Source organism: Acinetobacter sp. ANC 3813, assembly GCF_002135435.1.
GTDB lineage: Bacteria > Pseudomonadota > Gammaproteobacteria > Pseudomonadales > Moraxellaceae > Acinetobacter.
Genome location: NZ_NEGK01000008.1, coordinates 1 through 18,945 on the forward strand (window position 1 = coordinate 1; position 18,945 = coordinate 18,945).

The 18,945-nt window shown below is 39.6% G+C and carries 17 protein-coding genes and 3 pseudogenes; 8 read left to right on the forward strand and 12 right to left on the reverse strand.

The window, feature by feature from the left end; genetic code table 11:
- Nucleotides 1-375, reverse strand: a 375-nt coding sequence (locus B9T34_RS12425) for a lipocalin family protein (RefSeq protein WP_086213452.1), incomplete at its 3' end; no start/stop codon positions are given.
- A gap of 479 nt (nucleotides 376-854) precedes the next feature.
- Between B9T34_RS12425 and B9T34_RS12430 the strand changes: the two genes are divergently transcribed.
- From B9T34_RS12430 to B9T34_RS12440, 3 genes are all read left to right on the forward strand, one after another.
- Nucleotides 855-1,070, forward strand: a complete 216-nt coding sequence (locus B9T34_RS12430; RefSeq protein ID WP_086213453.1) for a cold-shock protein — start codon at nucleotides 855-857, stop codon at nucleotides 1,068-1,070.
- 96 nt (nucleotides 1,071-1,166) lie between these two features.
- Nucleotides 1,167-1,394 carry a hypothetical protein gene (locus B9T34_RS12435; RefSeq protein ID WP_086213454.1) on the forward strand — a complete coding sequence of 76 codons (228 nt, stop codon included), beginning with the start codon at nucleotides 1,167-1,169 and terminating at the stop codon, nucleotides 1,392-1,394.
- A gap of 70 nt (nucleotides 1,395-1,464) precedes the next feature.
- Complete coding sequence (locus B9T34_RS12440; protein ID WP_086213455.1) at nucleotides 1,465-1,662, forward strand: hypothetical protein; 198 nt, start codon at nucleotides 1,465-1,467, stop codon at nucleotides 1,660-1,662.
- Between the two features lie 257 nt (nucleotides 1,663-1,919).
- Here B9T34_RS12440 and nudC read toward each other — a convergent pair whose 3' ends face one another.
- Nucleotides 1,920-2,693 (reverse strand): NAD(+) diphosphatase, encoded by a 774-nt coding sequence (gene nudC, locus B9T34_RS12445; protein WP_171265206.1) that lies wholly within the window; start codon nucleotides 2,691-2,693, stop codon nucleotides 1,920-1,922.
- A gap of 384 nt (nucleotides 2,694-3,077) precedes the next feature.
- Between nudC and B9T34_RS12450 the strand changes: the two genes are divergently transcribed.
- Entirely contained in the window at nucleotides 3,078-4,601 is a 1,524-nt protein-coding gene (locus B9T34_RS12450) for a cryptochrome/photolyase family protein (RefSeq protein WP_086213456.1), read from the forward strand.
- A gap of 3 nt (nucleotides 4,602-4,604) precedes the next feature.
- Nucleotides 4,605-4,739 (forward strand): DUF2256 domain-containing protein, encoded by a 135-nt coding sequence (locus B9T34_RS12455; protein WP_086213457.1) that lies wholly within the window; start codon nucleotides 4,605-4,607, stop codon nucleotides 4,737-4,739.
- A 14-nt stretch (nucleotides 4,740-4,753) separates the two neighbouring features.
- Here the strand turns inward: B9T34_RS12455 and B9T34_RS12460 are convergent, their stop codons facing one another.
- The 3 genes from B9T34_RS12460 to B9T34_RS12470 all read right to left on the reverse strand — a co-directional run bounded on the left by B9T34_RS12460 (nucleotide 4,754) and on the right by B9T34_RS12470 (nucleotide 6,089).
- On the reverse strand, nucleotides 4,754-5,008 hold the full coding sequence (locus B9T34_RS12460) for a TIGR03643 family protein (protein WP_086213458.1): 255 nt from the start codon (nucleotides 5,006-5,008) through the stop codon (nucleotides 4,754-4,756).
- A 180-nt stretch (nucleotides 5,009-5,188) separates the two neighbouring features.
- Entirely contained in the window at nucleotides 5,189-5,590 is a 402-nt protein-coding gene (gene uraH / locus B9T34_RS12465) for a hydroxyisourate hydrolase (protein ID WP_086213459.1), read from the reverse strand.
- A 10-nt stretch (nucleotides 5,591-5,600) separates the two neighbouring features.
- On the reverse strand, nucleotides 5,601-6,089 hold the full coding sequence (locus B9T34_RS12470; protein WP_171265210.1) for a GlcG/HbpS family heme-binding protein: 489 nt from the start codon (nucleotides 6,087-6,089) through the stop codon (nucleotides 5,601-5,603).
- 105 nt (nucleotides 6,090-6,194) lie between these two features.
- Here B9T34_RS12470 and B9T34_RS12475 point away from each other — a divergent pair, with 105 nt between their 5' ends.
- A complete protein-coding gene (locus B9T34_RS12475; protein ID WP_086213461.1) occupies nucleotides 6,195-6,866 on the forward strand; it encodes a heavy metal response regulator transcription factor in 672 nt (223 codons plus the stop codon).
- The gene (locus tag B9T34_RS12480; RefSeq protein ID WP_086213462.1) at nucleotides 6,863-8,245 is read left to right on the forward strand and encodes a heavy metal sensor histidine kinase; all 1,383 of its coding nucleotides are present in this window, start codon (nucleotides 6,863-6,865) and stop codon (nucleotides 8,243-8,245) included. Before B9T34_RS12475 ends, B9T34_RS12480 begins: the two co-directional genes overlap by 4 nt.
- A 70-nt stretch (nucleotides 8,246-8,315) precedes the next feature.
- Here the strand turns inward: B9T34_RS12480 and B9T34_RS19180 are convergent.
- A pseudogene (locus B9T34_RS19180) lies at nucleotides 8,316-8,645 on the reverse strand (ATP-binding cassette domain-containing protein); the annotation flags it as partial.
- A gap of 134 nt (nucleotides 8,646-8,779) precedes the next feature.
- Between B9T34_RS19180 and B9T34_RS19040 the strand changes: the two are divergent.
- Nucleotides 8,780-8,975: pseudogene (locus B9T34_RS19040) on the forward strand (transposase); the annotation flags it as partial.
- A gap of 383 nt (nucleotides 8,976-9,358) precedes the next feature.
- Here the strand turns inward: B9T34_RS19040 and B9T34_RS12490 are convergent.
- The 6 genes and pseudogenes from B9T34_RS12490 to B9T34_RS12515 all read right to left on the reverse strand — a co-directional run bounded on the left by B9T34_RS12490 (nucleotide 9,359) and on the right by B9T34_RS12515 (nucleotide 18,891).
- Nucleotides 9,359-12,142 (reverse strand): ImpA family metalloprotease, encoded by a 2,784-nt coding sequence (locus B9T34_RS12490; protein ID WP_086213463.1) that lies wholly within the window; start codon nucleotides 12,140-12,142, stop codon nucleotides 9,359-9,361.
- 557 nt (nucleotides 12,143-12,699) lie between these two features.
- A complete protein-coding gene (locus B9T34_RS12495) occupies nucleotides 12,700-13,578 on the reverse strand; it encodes an NAD(P)-dependent oxidoreductase (protein ID WP_086213464.1) in 879 nt (292 codons plus the stop codon).
- Entirely contained in the window at nucleotides 13,578-14,954 is a 1,377-nt protein-coding gene (locus tag B9T34_RS12500; protein WP_086213465.1) for an MFS transporter, read from the reverse strand. Before B9T34_RS12500 ends, B9T34_RS12495 begins: the two co-directional genes overlap by 1 nt.
- Nucleotides 14,955-14,968: 14 nt before the next feature.
- Nucleotides 14,969-15,961: a D-erythronate dehydrogenase gene (denD, locus tag B9T34_RS12505; RefSeq protein ID WP_086213466.1), complete on the reverse strand. Its 993-nt coding sequence runs from the start codon at nucleotides 15,959-15,961 to the stop codon at nucleotides 14,969-14,971.
- Between the two features lie 253 nt (nucleotides 15,962-16,214).
- A pseudogene (locus tag B9T34_RS12510) lies at nucleotides 16,215-17,396 on the reverse strand (maltoporin).
- A gap of 166 nt (nucleotides 17,397-17,562) precedes the next feature.
- On the reverse strand, nucleotides 17,563-18,891 hold the full coding sequence (locus tag B9T34_RS12515; protein ID WP_086213467.1) for an MFS transporter: 1,329 nt from the start codon (nucleotides 18,889-18,891) through the stop codon (nucleotides 17,563-17,565).
- Nucleotides 18,892-18,945 lie beyond the last annotated feature (54 nt).

Genomic DNA, 18,945 nt, shown 5'->3' on the forward strand with positions numbered 1-18,945 from the left:
ATAATGACCTTTAGTAAATGGCAACCATCTTAGGCCTTTAGGCAAAAAGCTCACCTTAAGTTTGCTATTGCCTTCATTCTGCGGATAGGCAACACCTTCGGAACTGATCATTTCACCGTTTGCAGTACGACAGCTATTTAATACACCCATCGTTTTATCAGTGTTTACACTGTATTGGGCTGTAATATCTGAAACGCACTTACGTTGAAAATACATCGGTAAATGCGCTATTTCATACCACTTACCTGCGTACTGTTGAATATCGATTTTCTCTACTGCTTGGGGTGCAGTTGTTTCTGCCTGAGCAGTGACAGATAAGCTTAAGCTGATGATTGCCAGTGCCGTACCCGCAATTGACTTTAATAGAGTATTCATTTTCAAGCCTTATTTGATTCTCTAGCAAAGATAACCCAAAGAGATGTGAACAAAGCGTGAAGATTAATTGCAGGACGAATGTAGGCGAAATTTCAATTTTATAGCCTGAAAAATGAGTAAAATCATTTTTTCTTGTATCCCATTTTTAAGCGGTAAATTGGTTTTTTCTGTTTAAATGTATCAGTGCTGTCTATAGACTTGTTAAAAAAAGTCAACCAGATCAACAGACTCTTTCCAGATTCAGATGCCTTTTATAAGACAATCAAATATACATATAAGAAAACTTGATTAAATTTATTTTTAATGTATACTGAGCTTAACTAGAAAAAAGTGTTGTTTCATTCAATCTCTGTTAAGTATCGTCGTTTTATTAATAATACTTCGTTTGTTTAGATTTTAAGTCTCATTCATTATTATTTTCCAAGTTATAAGTAGTCAATAAAATGGCTAAAATTATTAAAAAATCAGTAGGATTTATTATGTCAAACTCAAATATTGTTAAAGGTACGGTTAAGTGGTTCAATGAAACTAAAGGTTTTGGTTTTATTCAACAAGAATCTGGCCCAGACGTTTTTGCTCACTTCAGTGAGATTTCCAGTTCAGGTTTTAAAACCTTATTTGAAGGTCAACAAGTTGAATTCAGCATCGCTCAAGGTCAAAAAGGACCAAACGCAGTTAATATTAGTGCGGTCTAAGTAATTTGATGAATTAAAAAAGTACGACGCTGTACTTTTTTAATTCAAAAGTTGTTAATCACATTCTTCGAAAAAATGATAAAAACAAGATATACATTGTTAAAAAATAATGAATTAGTTGCAAAATCTACAAATGGTACTGAAATTATTGTCTCGTTAATCCCTTTAAATAAAATGCAAAATACACGTGAAGGGTTTAAAGCGATCGAAGTAGGTAAAAAAGTACGTCTAGAATCTGGCGTTGAAGTAGATTTAAATTTAGATAGTCGCACATTTTATATCTCCATGAATCAATTATTTAAGTTAAATTATAAAGTGATTTAACTTAAAAATTTATGAATAATGAAGCCATGTAACCGTTTTTCTTTCGTGCTGTTATTCAAGGTATATCTAAATGCTTAAACAAAATCTAAATATGAAAGATCAATTCGGTATCAAATATTCTATTCAAGCCACAGTTGATTACCATTTTGACGCTAACCAGTCTTACTCCCATGTCAAATATATAACCGTGGATGGTGAAGATATTCAACCTAGCATTGATATGTTTTTCCAAAGTACTTCAAGTGGAAAAATTTTCAAGATTATCTAAATTATTCCCAACCTATTCAGGACTGCATCTGTTTATAGTGGTCTGTAAAATACAGCACATTTACATGATCGAACCGATGACACCACACTAAAAAAAACCATGCAGCATCCATCATTGCCAAGCTCTTTATTTCAGTCTATAGAGTGAAAACGGGCAAAGTCCATGGCAAGTGCTGAGAGAGTTCCTTTTCTAGATTTCCGTTCTTATTTCAGCCTGAAATTATCATCTAAATATTCAAACATTTCTCTTTTTAAATTTCAAAGCCATTCTTTGCTGTCATCTGCAACAGGCGTTCCATGTATCACATGCTGAATCATGGCATAGGCGATACTACCCTTGAACGGAATCTCGGGTAACTGATCAAATTTAAAAAATTGCGCATCGCTGAGCTCATTTTCTTGAATCTGAATTTCCCCTTCCTGATATTCTGCCTTGAAGGCCATCATCAGATTGCTGGGAAACGGCCACGGCTGACTGGATAGATATTGAATATTTTTGATATGAAGCCCCACTTCTTCCAACGTCTCACGGCGTACTGCATATTCCAGGGTTTCTCCTACTTCTACAAAGCCTGCAATCAGGCTGTACATCTGGGTTTTGTTGCGGGCATTTTTTGCCAGCAGAATTTCATCTGTACCCCGGGTAATGATGGTAATCACACAGGGATTCACCCGCGGATACTGGTTATAGCCACAGGATGAACAGACCATGGCATACTGGCTAGCGTGCTGCTGGGTGGAGTGTCCACATTGACTGCAAAAGCGGTGATTACGGCGCCATTCCAGTAACTGTACCGCACGGCTAGCCTGTTCAAACTGCACTCTGCTCCAGACTTGCACTAGTAGCCGGATTGGTACCAGTTGATAACCTTCCGGCACCAGTTCATCTTCTTTAAGGTCACGGGCAATGATCTCACCATTTTCCGACAGGTACAGATCGTGCTGCAGTCTGGCTGCCTGCGGCAACTGAAAATGCTCATCCACCAGTAATTGCTGCTGTCTAAAAATATAAGCTTTTGAATGCATGCTCATGACAATTCTCTGTTTAAAAAAAATCCCTTACAGAGGGGTGTATGGGACAAAACTAAGGAAGCTTACATGGAGTAACCTCTAGCAAAATACTAGGCGCAAGCTGCCTAAATTACAAACAAAATAATTTTTATCTTTATGATTAAAATCATATAATTTTCACAGCATCTATGTATTAAGGAATAATGCGAAGGGATTTTTATCAACTGGCTTTAGCATTTGAGAGATGAACAACCTGTTATTGCAACAATCATGATTTCTGTCTAATGCCAGAGGATAATTTAGACGAGTTAAATTAACTCAGCATGCGGGCTGATCTTTATCTTCACAAAAAATTGAACTATCTGGCTTTACACTGCGCTATCTTTCATCGGGTCTAGATTGGCTATGCGTTTCGGTTTAATTCTGGGTGATCAGCTTCATCATCAGCTTGCTACGCTCAAATCACTAGACCCTACCCAGGATGTGATCCTGATGGCTGAAGTTGTTGAGGAAGCCACCTATGTCGCTCATCATCCGCAGAAAATTGCCCTGATTTTTAGTGCCATGCGTCATTTTGCCAAAGAACTCAAAGCAAAAGGCTGGCGTGTACGTTACCATACTTTTCAATCTGGTAGTCCTATTCGTAGCCTGCTGGATTTCGTTGAGTCACAGCAACAACTCTTACCAGTCACAGAACTGGTCATTACGCACTGCGGGGAATATCGTTTACAGCAGCAGATTGAACAGCACTGGAGCCATCAGCTGCAACTGCCAGTTCAGTGCCTGAATGATGAACGTTTTTTCTGTAGTCCGGAACAGTTCCGGCACTGGGCCAGCCGCTACCAGACACTGCGTATGGAATATTTTTACCGGGAAATGCGCAAGCAGACCGGCTACTTGATGCAGGGACAGCAGCCGCTTGGAGAACAGTGGAACTATGACAGTGCCAATCGCAAGGCCTGGGCTGGCAATCCCACTTTGCCTGCACCACTTCACTTTGAACACGATCAGATTGATCTGGATGTGCTTGAATTGGTTGAACGTGAATTTTCCCGTCACTCTGGCAGCCTTGACAACTTCCGCTGGGCCACCACACGTAGCAATGCCCTGCTTGCACTGGAGCATTTCATTACCCACAGTTTGCCACATTTTGGCGATTATCAGGATGCCATGGTTCAAGACTCAGACATGCTGTTTCACAGCCTGCTCTCACCTTATCTGAACTGTGGCCTGCTGGTGCCCAGAGAAGTCTGTGATGCGGCAGAAGCTGCCTACCATGCCAATCATGCACCACTGAATGCAGTGGAAGGTTTTATCCGACAGATTCTCGGCTGGCGCGAATATGTCCGCGGAATTTACTGGCTATACATGCCGGAATATGCCAGCCGCAATGCACTGCAGCACTCAGCGCCGCTGCCACAATTTTACTGGACTGGCCGTACACGAATGAACTGTATGGCTGAGTGTTTCCGTAATACCTTTCAGCATGCCTATGCACATCATATCCAGCGTTTGATGGTGACTGGAAATTTTGCCTTATTAATTGGTGTAGACCCGCAGCAGATCAGCGAGTGGTATCTGGCAGTGTATGCCGATGCCTATGAATGGGTAGAATTACCGAACACGCTGGGCATGGTGATGCATGCCGATGGAGGCTTGATGGCCAGCAAACCCTATGCCGCCTCGGGCAATTATATCCATAAGATGTCGGATTACTGCAAGCACTGTAGCTACAATGTCAAAACTCGCACCGAGCTGAATAGCTGTCCGTTCAACAGCCTGTACTGGTATTTCATGATCCGGAATGAGGCGAAATTTCGTACCCATCCACGTATGGGCATGATTTATCGACAGCTAGATAAACTTAAAGATCAGCAGCAGATTATCAGCCATGCCCAGCAACTTCTAAGCCAGATCAATGAGTTATAAACGATGAAAAAACAGCATCTCCCTGTAAAAATCTGTATCCACTGTTTGCGCCCTTTTACTTGGCGAAAAAAATGGCACCGCTGCTGGGAGGAAGTACGATATTGTTCTGAACGATGTAAACGTGAGTCAAGACGGTAGTCAAAATCAAACACTTAGAAACGCTTGTATTGCCGTGAACAATAGGCACGTATCACATCGGGTGAACGCAACTGCAGATGCTTGGTTTTTCGGCCGGTCATGCGTTCACGCCACATTTTAAAGCTACCGGGTTTCATATTTTGCCGCATCAAGCGGATCACCGCCGCTTCATTCAAACCAAACTCACGTTGAATGGCTTCAAATGGAGTTCGATCCTCCCAAGCCATTTCGATAATTCTGGATAAGTCTTCTTGAGAAAATTGATTCATGCCACTCTCATTTTTAATTACTATGAAGGTTGAATTAGCTCTATCAACTCATTTACATACCTTGAGTCAATTTGAATTCAACTAAAAGCATAATAATACGATCATGAATTTTTTGTGATTTTTCTCTAGCTTACGGACTCAGCACAAATAAAGGGCTAGTTAGACTAGCCCTTTTAAATCCTAGTTACCTCTATAAGTCGAATATCCATAAGGACTTAGAAGTAATGGAATATGATAATGGCTGACACTTCCATCTACGTTAAAAATTACAGGAACTTCAGGAAAGAAAGTATCTTGCTTATTTTTTTTAAACCAGTCCTCGGTTTTAAAGGTAACTTTATAAATACCAGCTTCAAGCTTCTGATTTTCAGGAAACAATGCAGTAATACGACCATTAGGGCCAGTATATTGCTGATTTAACTTCACCCATTTATTCCCAGTATTTTTTTCCAGTACCACCTCGACTTGAGCGGAAGGCAGACCATTTTCTAGATTCAACACATGCACACTTAAGGGGTTAGTTTGTGCAAAAGTCATTGAAGTCAACAATAGTGTTGAGAGTGGCAATAATTTTTTAAACATAATAGATTCCTTAAGGATTGAAAATAGACTGAACAGCTGTTTCTGCGCAGTAATGGTCATTTTTTGCGCCTCCTGCTCCCGCAACTCCAATCGCGCCAACAACTTGACTCTCATAGCGCACAGGTACGCCGCCACCTAACAACAGTAGATTTGATAAGGTGGTTAAATTTTTTGCATCCTTGTTTTCATGGGCATTTTGAGTTAACAACATGGTCGCCATTTTGGTCGATAAAGCGGTATAGGCTTTCTTTTCGGCTGCGCCCAAATTATGTGGTCCGACAGTTTCATGCCTATTTGACATCAAGGTATTTCCTCCCCGATCCACCACTACCACGGCAATGTTATGCTGTATTTTTTGACATGCGGTCACAGCAGCATCAATAAGAGTTTGTGCTGCCTGAGAATCAAGTGAATAAACTTGATTCAATTGAACGGATTGTGCAAAAGTACTGCTACTCATCAGCATTACTGTTGCAATAAGCCCTTTGAGTTTGTTCATCATGATTGCTCTGAATTAAGTTTTAAAAATCTTATACAATCTGAATGATTTAGATGATGACAATCACATTACAAAGTTGTCATCTTCAAAATGAGCCTGAACAAAATGTGTATTCTAATTATCGAAGATGAAGTAAAAATCGCCTCATATCTGGTGAATGGCTTAAATGAATCTGGCTATGCCGCTGAATGTGTCCATTCAGGGCTAGAAGGCTTGGAAAAGTTAAAAATGCATGCATATAGTCTGGTCATATTAGATGTGATGTTGCCCGATATAGATGGCTGGGCAGTCCTGAAAGTATTGCGACAATTTTCTAAGATTCCAGTAATTTTTCTTACCGCAAAAGACCAGGTGATTGATCGGGTCAAAGGTTTGGAACTAGGCGCCGATGATTATCTAGCCAAGCCTTTTTCTTATATTGAATTACAGGCCCGAATTAAAAGTCTACTTAGACGTCAGCAGTATGTAGAGGAAAATCAATTAGAAATTGCAAATTTAAAATTGGATTTAATCCATCATAAAGTCTGGCGTAACCAGCAGCCTATAGAACTCAGTAAAAAAGAATTCAATCTTTTGCGCTTCTTACTGCGCCATCCGAATGAAATTATTACACGCAGGCAAATAGCGTCTGAAGTCTGGCAGATCAATTTTGATACCGATACTAATTTTATTGATGTGGCTGTGCGGCGTTTACGCAGTAAAATTGATGAGGGACATAATATGAAGTTAATTCATACTGTTCGCGGTTTAGGCTATAAAATTTCGGCAGACAAATAATGTTTAACCCCATTCGTTCACTAGAACTACGATTAACATTGCTGGCTACCACTTGTGCTGCGATGGTTCTGTGTACTGTGGCATTGATGACTTATTTTGGCATCAACCAGATTCTAATTGCACAGCAAGATCGGGCTTTGGCTGAACGTATTGAACGTCTGGAAATTTTATTGCAAGACAGTCGCAATATTGAGCAGATTATCGCACGTCCGAAGCTGTATCAAAATATGCTCGGCAATCAGGACAATCTGTTTTTATTGCTTCAGGGAAATCAGGCTCTGATCAATATTAATCCTCTTAGCATTCCACTACCTAAATTTACCCACCAGCCTCAGATTGAATTCCGTGATTTATCGGCTCATGCTTATCCCACCCGTATTGCATGGAAAACCATTCAAATTAATCGACAACCCTATCTATTAATTGCAGGCAAGCAGTGGTCGGAACGTTTAGCCATTATCTCGCCTTTTAAAAAACGTCTTTTTATCTATGCGTTTAGCGGTATTCTAGTCATTTTCATGCTTTGCGCCATTGCTAGCCGTCTCGGATTGAATGCGTTAAGAATACTACGCGAACAAGCTCATGCTATTAATATTCACAAACTTGAACAGAGACTCAATCTGAGTCATCCTCCTCAAGAGATCGAACAACTAGCCTCCGATATTAACGCCATGCTTGACCGTATTGAAATGGGATATAGCCAACTGAATCGCTTCTCTGAAGACATTGCGCATGAATTTAGAACCCCATTGAATAATTTAATCGGGCAAACCGAAATTTTACTCATGAATGAACGTAGTCACGCACAGTATCAGGAACTCCTGATTTCCAACTTGGAGGACTATCAACGTTTAAAACGAATGATTGACAGCATGTTATTTCTAGCCCGCGCAGATGCGCACAAAGTTTGCTTAAACAAACAGAAGATTCAACTTCAATCATTTATAGAAGATATATTCAGTATTTTCGAGTATCAAGCTGAAGAACAACACTGCAATTTTGTTTTAAGTCTTGAAGCGACTGAGCTATCTGCAGATCCTGAACTGTTACTACAAGCGCTGTATAATCTGATATCAAATGCGCTCATTCACGGCGGCAATCACCGAACTATTTATGTGCTTAGCCACCGGAAGATCATTAATAATATACAGATGGTTACATTATCTGTGATCACCAGTGGTTTGGAAATTGCCCCTGAGCATTTGTCTCATCTCTTTGAGCGTTTTTATCAGTGCAGTTCCAGCAGACAAAGCCCTCATCAAACGGGTGGTTTAGGCTTATCGATTGTGGCATCCATTTTAATGCTTCATCAGGGAATGTATCAGGCAGTCAATAGCGCAGAAGGTATATGTTTTGAACTGCTATTCCCAGAGGTGTGATCCATATTTGTACTTATTTCATATCGTGTTTGGAATCACTGTGAATTCTCGCATCCACCAGATTAATGGTTCAATCACAGCTTGCCGATAATCTAGGATCATGAGTCACTAATAAGACTGCACAGTCATGTTCGCGATGTACTTTACGAAATAATTCAAAAATTTACGCAGCAGTTTGAGTATTAAGATTGCTTGTCGGTTCATCGGCCAACAATAATACAGGCTGAGTATTCAGAGCACGTGCAATCGCCACACGCTGCTGTTGCCCTCCAGAAAGCTCATTCGGTTTACGGTCAGCGAACTTATCTAACCATACGGCGGCCAATAATTTATGGGTATATTACAACTCAGATTGATCTGGTTTTCCTTTCTTCAGTATTAATCGCATAAGCAACTCATTACTTAGTCATTTTATCTAACTAAAATGTGCCTGCAAAATCGATGGCTATTCAGATCAAATCTCTATTTCGACTTCATTTACTGATTGTCTAAAGCTTTGTGCAAAGACTTATTCAACTCAATAGTTGAAGTTAGACGGCATCAGATTATTTCACACTATGTAGACGACAAAAGTAAATTGATATTGTGATCAGTTATCGAAAAAATCATGGTGGACTTCATCTATTGGTAGATTCAACTGGCTTTAAGTTTTGTGTGTGAGAGAGAATGGAAACGCAAGAAACATCAGCCTAAATTGCTTCGGCAATTGCGTAAACTGCATATAGCTGTGTTAAATAAGTTAGAGAACTGGGCAGACCTCACACCAAAACTGTCATTTAAATTTGAGCATCTTAGAAAAGTTCTATCTTTAAAATCTTTATGCAACAAAGCCCATTTAATAACAAAACTAATTATGTTCACATCCAGTTGCAAGATTTTAAATGGCGTACTAATTCAAATACAATTAAAATCCATTGAAAAATTTGTATTATATCATTACTTTCTTTATATTTTTTTCATCTATCACTTAATAGGCCAATTTTAGGGATAGGTCTGTATTTGAAAATATTGATGCTCATATTCCACACTTTTGATTAGCATGATTCATGCATTCATCATTTCAAAAACACATAAAAAAGGAAGCCTCAGCTTCCCTTTTCGTTTTTATTTACATTAATTTTTATACGGCCAAGCTGGTGTCGAATTATTGCTTAAATCTATCCATTGACCTAATTTTAGCTGGTTATGCTTACCTGTTTCCAATGCATAAAAACTATATGGAGCAATAGCAAAACCAAGATCAGATACAGAATTCAAAGCATCATTACTTAAGGGAATACCGTACATCCAGAAGATATTACGCATATCCTTGCCAATAATTTTTGAGCTCAAAACATACAGTAAATCATGGTTAGAGATACTTTTTGCAGTTGCAACAGTATATCGGCTCATGCCATATTTTGAAGCGCTATCTAGCGTAAAGGTTTTATTTACCAGACGGTCACCCTTGGTCAATAAAGCTAAATAGTCCAAAGTTGATGTCACTGTAGGTTGTGTTAAGCTACTGCGGTATTTGGCAAATTGGAATGCCAATTGGAAATGCAAAGTACGCATTTTGTTTTGGTATTTCATATCTGACCAAATACGATTTTGCATTTCGGTTAAATATGCGGCATCACTTAAACCGAGTTTACGCGCTGCAACAATATCTGCATAAGTGCCTACATAATCAAGCGGATGTCCGCTGTCTGCATTAACACCTAATGTTTCCAATACGCGTAATGCGGTTGCACTCGCAAGAATATTGTTGTCACATTCGACTAAACAACCGTTCGTTCCGTTTGGCTTAATACGCATGATACGCTGTACAGTATTATGGCCCATTTCATGTGCATACCCCCAACCCAAACCAATACCTGCAGACCCATCAATTGGGTTGCCTGAGCACAAGAAACCGCACGTCGCAATCCAGCCCACGAAGTGTTGCACTACAGGTTCTTTATGTACACTGCCATCACATGTCCAGTCAAAACTATTGCATAAAGAAGATACTGTAGCAGTCATACCAGCATCATTATAACCATTCGCAATATGATTACTCATAAATAAGCCATCACGGATATACGTATTGGCATACATCTCTGGCGACAAGCTGCCGATAGCGTTTTTCGCATATTTCATGATTTGCTGGATTTCACCGCCTGTAACTTTCGTCGTTTGCCAGCCGTAAGTGCCTGCATTCAATGCAGCCACAGCCTCAGAAATATCAGTGCTGCTCATATCACGGGTATAATCAAAATGTGAATATTTAACCGTGCCTTTAATCCGCAATTTCACGATGGTATCCGCTGTCGCGCCGCTATAACTCAACATCAGCGGCCCGCCGTTCGGGCTGACGAAATTATTGATGCCGCTTTTTAAACTGACATTGAAGGAATGAGGGCGCAGCGGGCGCGCATAAGTATCACTAGACTCTGTTAATGGATTGCCCCAGCTTCTGAGCAAGCTGGTTTGAATACCTAAAGTGCCAGCTCCAGCAGCATCAGAAATTTCAATTTGTACACCCTTGCCAGGAATAGCGCCTCGGCCAATGAGGGTCGTACCGCTAGTTTGGGGGATAGTCACTTCAATTTCTTCCCATTCACTGCTTGGAATCATCAACTGGGCTGAAGCTGGCATGTAATCGCCTTGTCCCGTTGGTGTAGCCGTTGCGGTACTGCGTGCAAACCATTGGAAAGCATCACTCGCATAAGCCTTTAAAAAAGCAGAGGCATTGCTGCGTCTGATCGTACCGTAATTTGTTGAAGGACGCTCCATATCCGCCCAAAGTACCAGCAACCGGTATAGGAGATGCGCACGATCACCGGCAAAAATATCAGTTCTAGACGAATTCAATGTTGAAAGATCCGTTAAAGCTGCTGTAAATGGTGCAACAGACGATGTATCTACTGTCAAATTAACAGCTGGCGCATTCTGTTTTAATAATTCTAATGACGCAGCTAAATTTTTAAATTTATCCGATGCTGCCAGCACACTACTCAATACTTGTGCATTACTGCGCTCAGATACTTTTACATTATTGGCAGCTGCATAATAGTTCCCTGGATCGCCGCCTAATGTCATGCCCATCGCGGACACAACTTGTGTACCTCCAGCAGATTGCCACCAGCCTGGGTGCATATAAATAACCGCTTTTCCTGCCGCCAAATATTTGCGCACCATCGCACTCAGTTCGTTACTGGCTGCAACTGAACCGCCAAATATAATAACATCAGCGTTTTTCCAGCAGTTATTGCTATTGTCCGCAACATTACAAGAGACTGCCTCTGGCACTGCGCCTGTACGGACAATAAATTTATTCACTACAGTTGTATCATAACCAGATACTGCATATTTAATGGTGCTCGGAAGCGTGCCATTGCCTGAGCCCGTTAACAGCCATTTAAATGCCCGCAAGAATAAAGGATAATGTTGCGTTTCTTTACTGCCATTGGTTATCCAGTTCAGCACATCAGCGCCATATGCCATGCCGCGCCCGTTGCCATAACCAGTAACCGCAGCCATGCCCCGGCCACCATCCGCTACAATATACGGAATTGCCGACGTGCCTGACTGTACACCCACGCTGTTACTGGTTGAGGTGCCGATATTCAGAGTTGGATCAACACCTCCGCCATAAATGGAGCTCAGCACAGAACTGATATAATTTTTTTGACCATTTGCTTCTGTAATTGCCTGGTCTAGGATTGTGCCGACATCTGATGTTTCCAAGCCAGAAACATCCCCACTTACCAATGCGTTGGATATGCGGCCATTAAGTGGCGTCGGTGCACTCACAGGCGCCTGATTTTCAGCACCAGAGTCAGCTGAAGAGGAAACTCCATCCCCACTACCGCCACAAGCGGTAAGCAACCCAGCCATACTGATGGCTACGGCTAATTTTAAAAAATGTTGCATTCTATAATTCCTGATTTATACAATCTTTTTATTTTCCCCAGCATAAGCATTATTATCAGCACCTGATCATGAAACTGCTCATTAGGATTAAATTACAAGATGTACTGTTTTATTTCTTTACAGCCACGTCTTTTACCGCAATAAAGATAGCCTTAAGGTCTAGCAAAGCTAAAGGTATAAGCATTTTCCCGCATGAAAAAAGACGTTAATAAAAAATCTTTAAAAACTTATCTGACTATAAATAATAACCCTTTATTAAAATAAATAAATATCATATAGATATTTATTTTTAATGTGACAAACATCATAAATTACTAAAAAAAATGAGAGATTACAGTTTGTATTTGTACTGTTTGAAGACTTATATCACAGCACTGAATGGCTTTATTGCACAAGAAATTAAAACATAGAATTACTCTAATTCACTCAAATTTAAGTGACAATTTGGGCTTGATTTTTTATTATTAGAAATAACATTGAACACCGTATAAGTTGTCATTAATAAAAAACTGGCATTTAATATGCCGGTTTTTTATTTTATTAAGTTTAAATATTTATTATAGAGTTAAGCTATTTAATCGTTTTAATTCTCGAATTAGACCTGAGTGATCCAAACCTCCATCTCCAGCATTTACCATACTTTCAAAAAGTTGATCTACCAATTTGGCAACAGGCAAATTCAATCCTAAAGTTTGAGCATGCGCCATGGCTGTGTTTATATCTTTCAATTGAGTTCTAGCTGTACCACCTGGTTCAAACGTCTCGTTTAGCATTCGCTCACCATGTTGTTGTAAGATAGGCGAATCAGCAAAACCACCTGATAGTGCTTCTTTGACCTTACGCGGATCTGCCCCACCCTGTTGCGCCATGAGCAGACCTTCACTAACCGTTGCAATTGTACTAGCAACAATCATTTGATTCACCAGTTTAGCCAATTCACCACATCCCACTTTTCCAACAAGAACTGGCCGTCCTAGCGCTTTAAATACAGTTTCAGCTTGTGAAAATACATGCTCATCGCCACCAACCATAATCGCTAAACTAGCATTGATTGCGCCTTTTTCCCCACCAGATACAGGTGCATCCAAATATTGCAAACCCAGTTGACTACATTTTTGGGATTGTTCCTTTGCCGTTGCCACTGGAATGGAACTCATGACAATCACGGTACTTTCAGGCTGAAGCAGACTGATGGCACCCTGCTCTTGAAATAGAACGTCATCGCAGGTTTTTCCATCACTTAACATACACACTAAAAATTCAACATCAACGCCAACTTGACTCAATTCAGAACAAGCAACCGCCCCCGCATCAAACAAAGTTTTAAGTTTCGAGGGCGTTCTATTCCATACTTTTACATCATGTCCCGCATTTAACAAATTTATGACCATTGGCGTACCCATGATGCCTGTACCCACAAAACCAATCTTCGCCATTATCTAAACTCCGTTACCGCTTGGGTCTTAACCTGATGTTGCTCTACTTTAAGTGCATTAGATTTTAATTTCCCTAATAGCAGTAGACCAAGACCACCAACGGCAACAAAAGAGGCAATCACTAAGAAGGCGATGGTATAGTTTCCCGTCGTGGTATATAAATATCCTGTCAAATAAGGCCCTGTAAATCCACTTAAATTACCCACTGAGTTAATCAACCCAATACCCGCTGCAGCACCGACACCTGTCAGCGTTTGGCCTGGAAGCGTCCAGAAGATATTAATGGCGCTAAAGACACCAATTGCTAAGAAGATAAAGCCGACAATAATGGCCCAAGGCTGGTTGACAACCAAGGCAATAGTAATAGCAACGGCGGCCATTAATGCAGCGCAAGCCCCATGTTTATAACGCTCTTGCTTACGATCTGAACGACGGCTCCACAGAATCATCCCGACCGCAGCAAATGCATAAGGAATTGCAGTTAACATACCATTTTGAATTAGCGTAATTTCCATACCAAAGGTATTGCGGAAAGATTCTAATACGCTTGGTAAGAAGAAAAACATTGCATTTGAACCAGACGTAATACCGAAATAAACCATTGCCATAATCCAAACCAATGGATTCTTAAAGACCTGTTTAATCATCTCGCCTTTAGTTAGGTTTGAATCTTCAGTTTTTTCTTTTTCACGTTCTTCACGCTCTAACGTATTCATTAACCAAACACGTTGCTCTGTAGACAACCACTGTGCTTCTTTTGGTGTATTGGTCAAATATTTTAGACAGACAATACCTAAAATAATTGAAGGAATACCTTCTAGGATATACATTAATCGCCAACCTTCATAACCAATGGTATCTCCCCATTGCATTAAGCCAACTGAAATTGGTGCGCCAATAATTTGTGCAATGGGCAATCCTAAATAGAATGTTGCAAATACACGGGCACGGTAGCGTGCTGGAAACCATAATGTGAGATAGAAAATAACACCCGGGAAGAAGCCCGCTTCTGCAATGCCCAACAAGAACCGTAAAACAATAAATTGAGTGCCATTGTGAATAAAGCCCATCATTGCGGCAATGATGCCCCATGTAATCATAATACGGGCAATCCAAATTCGAGCACCAAAACGATGGAGTAGAATATTACTTGGAACTTCAGCAATGAAATATCCGAGAAAGAAAATACCAGCACCTAAACCAAAGATGGTCTGGGTAATGCCAATCGCATCATTCATATGTAAGGCAGCAAAACCGATATTAGTTCGATCTAAGAAAGCCATAACAAATAAAATAATGAGAAATGGAATGATTCTTTTTGAAATACGTTTAATGGTCTGCTCTTCCAACGCAGATACAGGTTTAATATCTTCCATAATATTGCCTCACTTTAATCGGCTGTCCCAGCCATTACTTTTTGGGTATCTTCAATATGTGCTTGAATAATGCTTTCAAAATTCGCATCCGCCTTAAAACCCAAGGATTCAGCATATTTAGCTTTGACTTGTACAGGCCAGCTTTGCACGATACGCTGAATGGTTTTATCTTCTTTCAACTGCACTAATTCAACAGCTTCTTTACCTTCAATATTTTCCAAGGCATCAAGCATTTGTTGAACGGTGACCGTTAAACCAGGAAGTGGAATAATTCGGTTATCCGATAATTTTGCGGGTGAAAGAGTCGCGGCATGAATCATTGACTCGACACAACGACGTGGGGAGGTAATAAATACAGGGGTATCTGCTTGAACTGGGCAAATAGCTTTTTCCCCATTTAAAGGCTCACGAATAATAGAACTAAAGAAAGTGGATGCCGCTTTATTGGGTTTTCCTGGTCGGACGACAATGGTTGGTAAACGTAAAACTCGCCCATCAATAAAACCTTTGCGTGAATAATCTGAAACCAATAACTCACCCACTGCTTTTTGCATACCATAAGATGATTTAGGAGTAACCACTGTTTCATCTGTCACAACTTCTGGTAAGTCACCGCCAAACACAGCACAGCCACTGGCAAAAATAACCCTCGGTTTTGAACCTTGTTTTCGCAATACCTCTAATAAACATAATAAACCGTATAAATTAACGTCCATACCTAAGTCAAAATCGGCTTCAGCAGCAGAACTCACAACTGCGGCCAAATGCCAAACGACATCAATATCTTGTGTGATGTTTTCGACCAAGGCTTTGTCCGTAATATCACCAACAATGACTTCAATTCTAGGGTCTTGAGGAAGCTCTTCTCCTGCAAAGGCATCAAACAAAATGACTTTATCCACTGTTTGAGCCTGTTCACCATCAAATGCAAGACTGCCTAGTGCTAAAATTTTGTTGGCAATCTGCTTTCCAATAAAACCTGTTCCACCGGTAATTAAAACCTTCATTTATTCATCCCTGTTTTTATTGAGCTTAAGATATTTTCTATTTCAGCTAGTAGAAATTAGCCCAGTTGCATTAATAATTACCAATGAATAAATTTTAATAATTGATAACTGGATGTAATCGTTTTAGTAAATAAAAGTGATATATCCAGTTAAAAATCAATATTTTTAAAATTTAAAAATGGGCTTTAATGCCAGAAATAAATGTTGAAGATGTATGATACGGCGCTTGGATATAATTTAAATTGGTAGCAATTTACCAAGCATTTTCTAGTTGAATACCAAAGTTGGAGCCATGTGAAGTATTATAAAAATTGCTTTGAGGATCGTAGCTGCCCCTTTTCTTTTGTTCAGCAGTATTCCAATAAGCATATGTGTAATAAAGACGTAACTCAGGACGGTCATAATATTCCGTTCCCTTTAATGACAATGTCGGCGCCAGCGTGATTTTAGTCAACCGTCTGGTCTCATCACCTTCTTTAATCTGATCCAATCCAATTTCACCAGACCATTTAAAATGCTCATGCACAATATAAGAAGCTCTGGAACCAATAGAAAACCATTGTGTATCATCCCCCTTTTGATAATCTGTTTTTTGGTACAAAACTTGCGCTTGCCCATTAAATAAATTATTAGAACTGCGCCAATCTAAGGCATCTAATATTCGAATTGATTGATTATCTCGATTCAGTTCGACATCCCCTGTATAGCTCATCGAAATTCCAGGGCCAACACCATACTGAAAGGCTACGGTGTTTTTACCATTTTGAATATCTGAGCTTATATTTTGCAGCGTAAGCGCCCAGCCGCTATTTTCTGCATCAATATAAGTCAGCCCCCAATTAAATTGATTATTTGCATTAATTTTTAAATCACTCATTGTGATATCATGCCGATTAATATAATGATCCTGAAATAAATTATCCTTCCTTGAAAACACATAGCTCAAAGCAAAATAATCTAAGCGATATTTATCTACCCCAAAGCCTGTTCCGCTCTGATTCCAATAAAAAAAATCTGTCATATTGACATCATTACGATTATAATATTATCGCCCAGCCCATAAACTGCCACCATTTAAAACTGAAATATTATTCCAATCCAAATAAATTTAATTTAATCGGCTATAACCATCATCGCCGCTGAATGTAAGTGATTGACCATATTCATTATAAAATTGCATCATTCCATTAATAGAAAGTGTTGAATGATCTGAAAAATCTGCGATATTCTGCGATGCAAATAGCTCACCATATTGCTCGCATTCATTCCCTAATCGATATTTTGATTGTGCCCCTGTGAGTTGAAAACACTCCTGCGTATTTCCATGCTCGGTTTGTCCAGCCCCAGTACGAAAATATCCTTTTATCTCTGCTCCCATAGCAATTTGAGATGAAATAAAAATTGATGTACCACACACTAATACTGCTTTTTTCATTATTAAAATCTATTTTTTGGCAAAAAAAATCTGCTGGCCTATTAAAATAAGCCAGCTTCAATATTCTGATTTTTGTAGAGTTTTTTACTTAGGCATTATTAATATTATTTAGCTTTTAGCTAAAATAATATAGCAATATTTATTTCCCACCATCATCATTAAATGATTATCCGGCACTATATACAGCTTCTTTATTTTTTTCTTTGCTTACAAGAATACTTAATATTACTTGTAATGCAACACCGATTAATGCGCATGCAGACATTAATAAAAAGCATAATGTATAGCCCGTTGAGCTATGCCATCCGCCAAATTCAGTCAGCAAATACCCCATTAAAATTGGCGCGATTGCTCCACCAACATATAAGGCACACGTAATAATACTGTTGGCAGTGCCCAATGAATCTGGATCAGCATAATCTGAAGCAGTGGCATAAAAAATAGGCCAAATCGCATTAGCAGAAAAACCAAAAACTAACTGAATGACAATGACTGACGTTATGCCTGAAGTAAAACAAAAACTTGCAATACCCGCAGCCATCCAGCAACCGCATAAAATAAGTGTTAAGCGTCTGCCAATTTTATCAGACAGAGTTGGCCAAAATAATTGACCTAAAATACCTGTTAAAGTAAAGACGGCACTTAATCCAGCGGCTTTGGCCAAATCTAAACCAATAATATTATATAAATAGGCAGGAAAAATGGTTAAAAACCCTATATAGACAATATGAGTGATTAATGTGCTTCCTGCTGTAAATAAAATGCCTTTGGATGCTAGTGTCTTCTTCAATCGAACACTGTTACTTTGTTCGATTTTTTGCTGCTGTTCTTCGTTAAAATCCATTGGCGGAGTTAAATCATTCTCGATACAAGATTGATGAAATTCAGAATAACGCGCCTTTGTTGAATAGATTACCCAAAACGTGAGTGCTGGAACAGCCAAAATAATCCCTAGAAAAAAAGCATAACGCCAGTTTTCAGGGCCAAAATAATAAATAATTGCTGCGGTCACAACGCCGCTTAACATCGCACCCACTGGGTAGCCTGCATGGTGTGCGCCAATTGCAAATCCCCGATGTTCTTTTGGCCACCATTCAGCCGTGTTACTAACACCAACGGGTTCCGCAACGCCGCAGCCTAAGGAAACGAGTATCCGTAATGATGCAAATTTATAAAAGGATGAACTGATAGATGTGATTCCGGAAAGAAGTGAAATAAATGTAAAACCCACAATCAATGGCCATTGGAACACTGCACGTTTCCAGCCTGAATATTTTTTATCGCTTAAAGCACTGATAGGTATACCGAGCAATGCAAGAGCTAAAGTTATGACTGCAATGGTATAGCCCCATTGTGTCGGGGTTAAAGTGAACTCTTCACATATCATATTCGCAGCACGAAAGATCAATTCACGGTCATATGCAATAACCACCCAAATTACCCAACACACCGCTAGAGACACCCAGGAATGTCTATGTACCTTTTTTAAACTCATCCGCAATCCTTATGACATCATTTCATACAATAAATGACTCAAATCCATTAATAT

What these genes read in the sequence shown, in the direction of transcription:
- B9T34_RS12430 (WP_086213453.1), top strand. Translation starts at nt 855, where the DNA reads ATGTCAAACTCAAATATTGTTAAAGGTACGGTTAAGTGGTTCAATGAA.
- B9T34_RS12500 (WP_086213465.1), bottom strand. Translation starts at nt 14,954, where the DNA reads ATGGAAGATATTAAACCTGTATCTGCGTTGGAAGAGCAGACCATTAAA.
- B9T34_RS12440 (WP_086213455.1), top strand. Translation starts at nt 1,465, where the DNA reads ATGCTTAAACAAAATCTAAATATGAAAGATCAATTCGGTATCAAATAT.
- B9T34_RS12490 (WP_086213463.1), bottom strand. Translation starts at nt 12,142, where the DNA reads ATGCAACATTTTTTAAAATTAGCCGTAGCCATCAGTATGGCTGGGTTG.
- B9T34_RS12475 (WP_086213461.1), top strand. Translation starts at nt 6,195, where the DNA reads ATGTGTATTCTAATTATCGAAGATGAAGTAAAAATCGCCTCATATCTG.
- B9T34_RS12495 (WP_086213464.1), bottom strand. Translation starts at nt 13,578, where the DNA reads ATGGCGAAGATTGGTTTTGTGGGTACAGGCATCATGGGTACGCCAATG.
- uraH (WP_086213459.1), bottom strand. Translation starts at nt 5,590, where the DNA reads ATGTTTAAAAAATTATTGCCACTCTCAACACTATTGTTGACTTCAATG.
- B9T34_RS12515 (WP_086213467.1), bottom strand. Translation starts at nt 18,891, where the DNA reads ATGAGTTTAAAAAAGGTACATAGACATTCCTGGGTGTCTCTAGCGGTG.
- nudC (WP_171265206.1), bottom strand. Translation starts at nt 2,693, where the DNA reads ATGAGCATGCATTCAAAAGCTTATATTTTTAGACAGCAGCAATTACTG.
- B9T34_RS12460 (WP_086213458.1), bottom strand. Translation starts at nt 5,008, where the DNA reads ATGAATCAATTTTCTCAAGAAGACTTATCCAGAATTATCGAAATGGCT.
- denD (WP_086213466.1), bottom strand. Translation starts at nt 15,961, where the DNA reads ATGAAGGTTTTAATTACCGGTGGAACAGGTTTTATTGGAAAGCAGATT.
- B9T34_RS12450 (WP_086213456.1), top strand. Translation starts at nt 3,078, where the DNA reads ATGCGTTTCGGTTTAATTCTGGGTGATCAGCTTCATCATCAGCTTGCT.
- B9T34_RS12455 (WP_086213457.1), top strand. Translation starts at nt 4,605, where the DNA reads ATGAAAAAACAGCATCTCCCTGTAAAAATCTGTATCCACTGTTTGCGC.
- B9T34_RS12470 (WP_171265210.1), bottom strand. Translation starts at nt 6,089, where the DNA reads ATGAACAAACTCAAAGGGCTTATTGCAACAGTAATGCTGATGAGTAGC.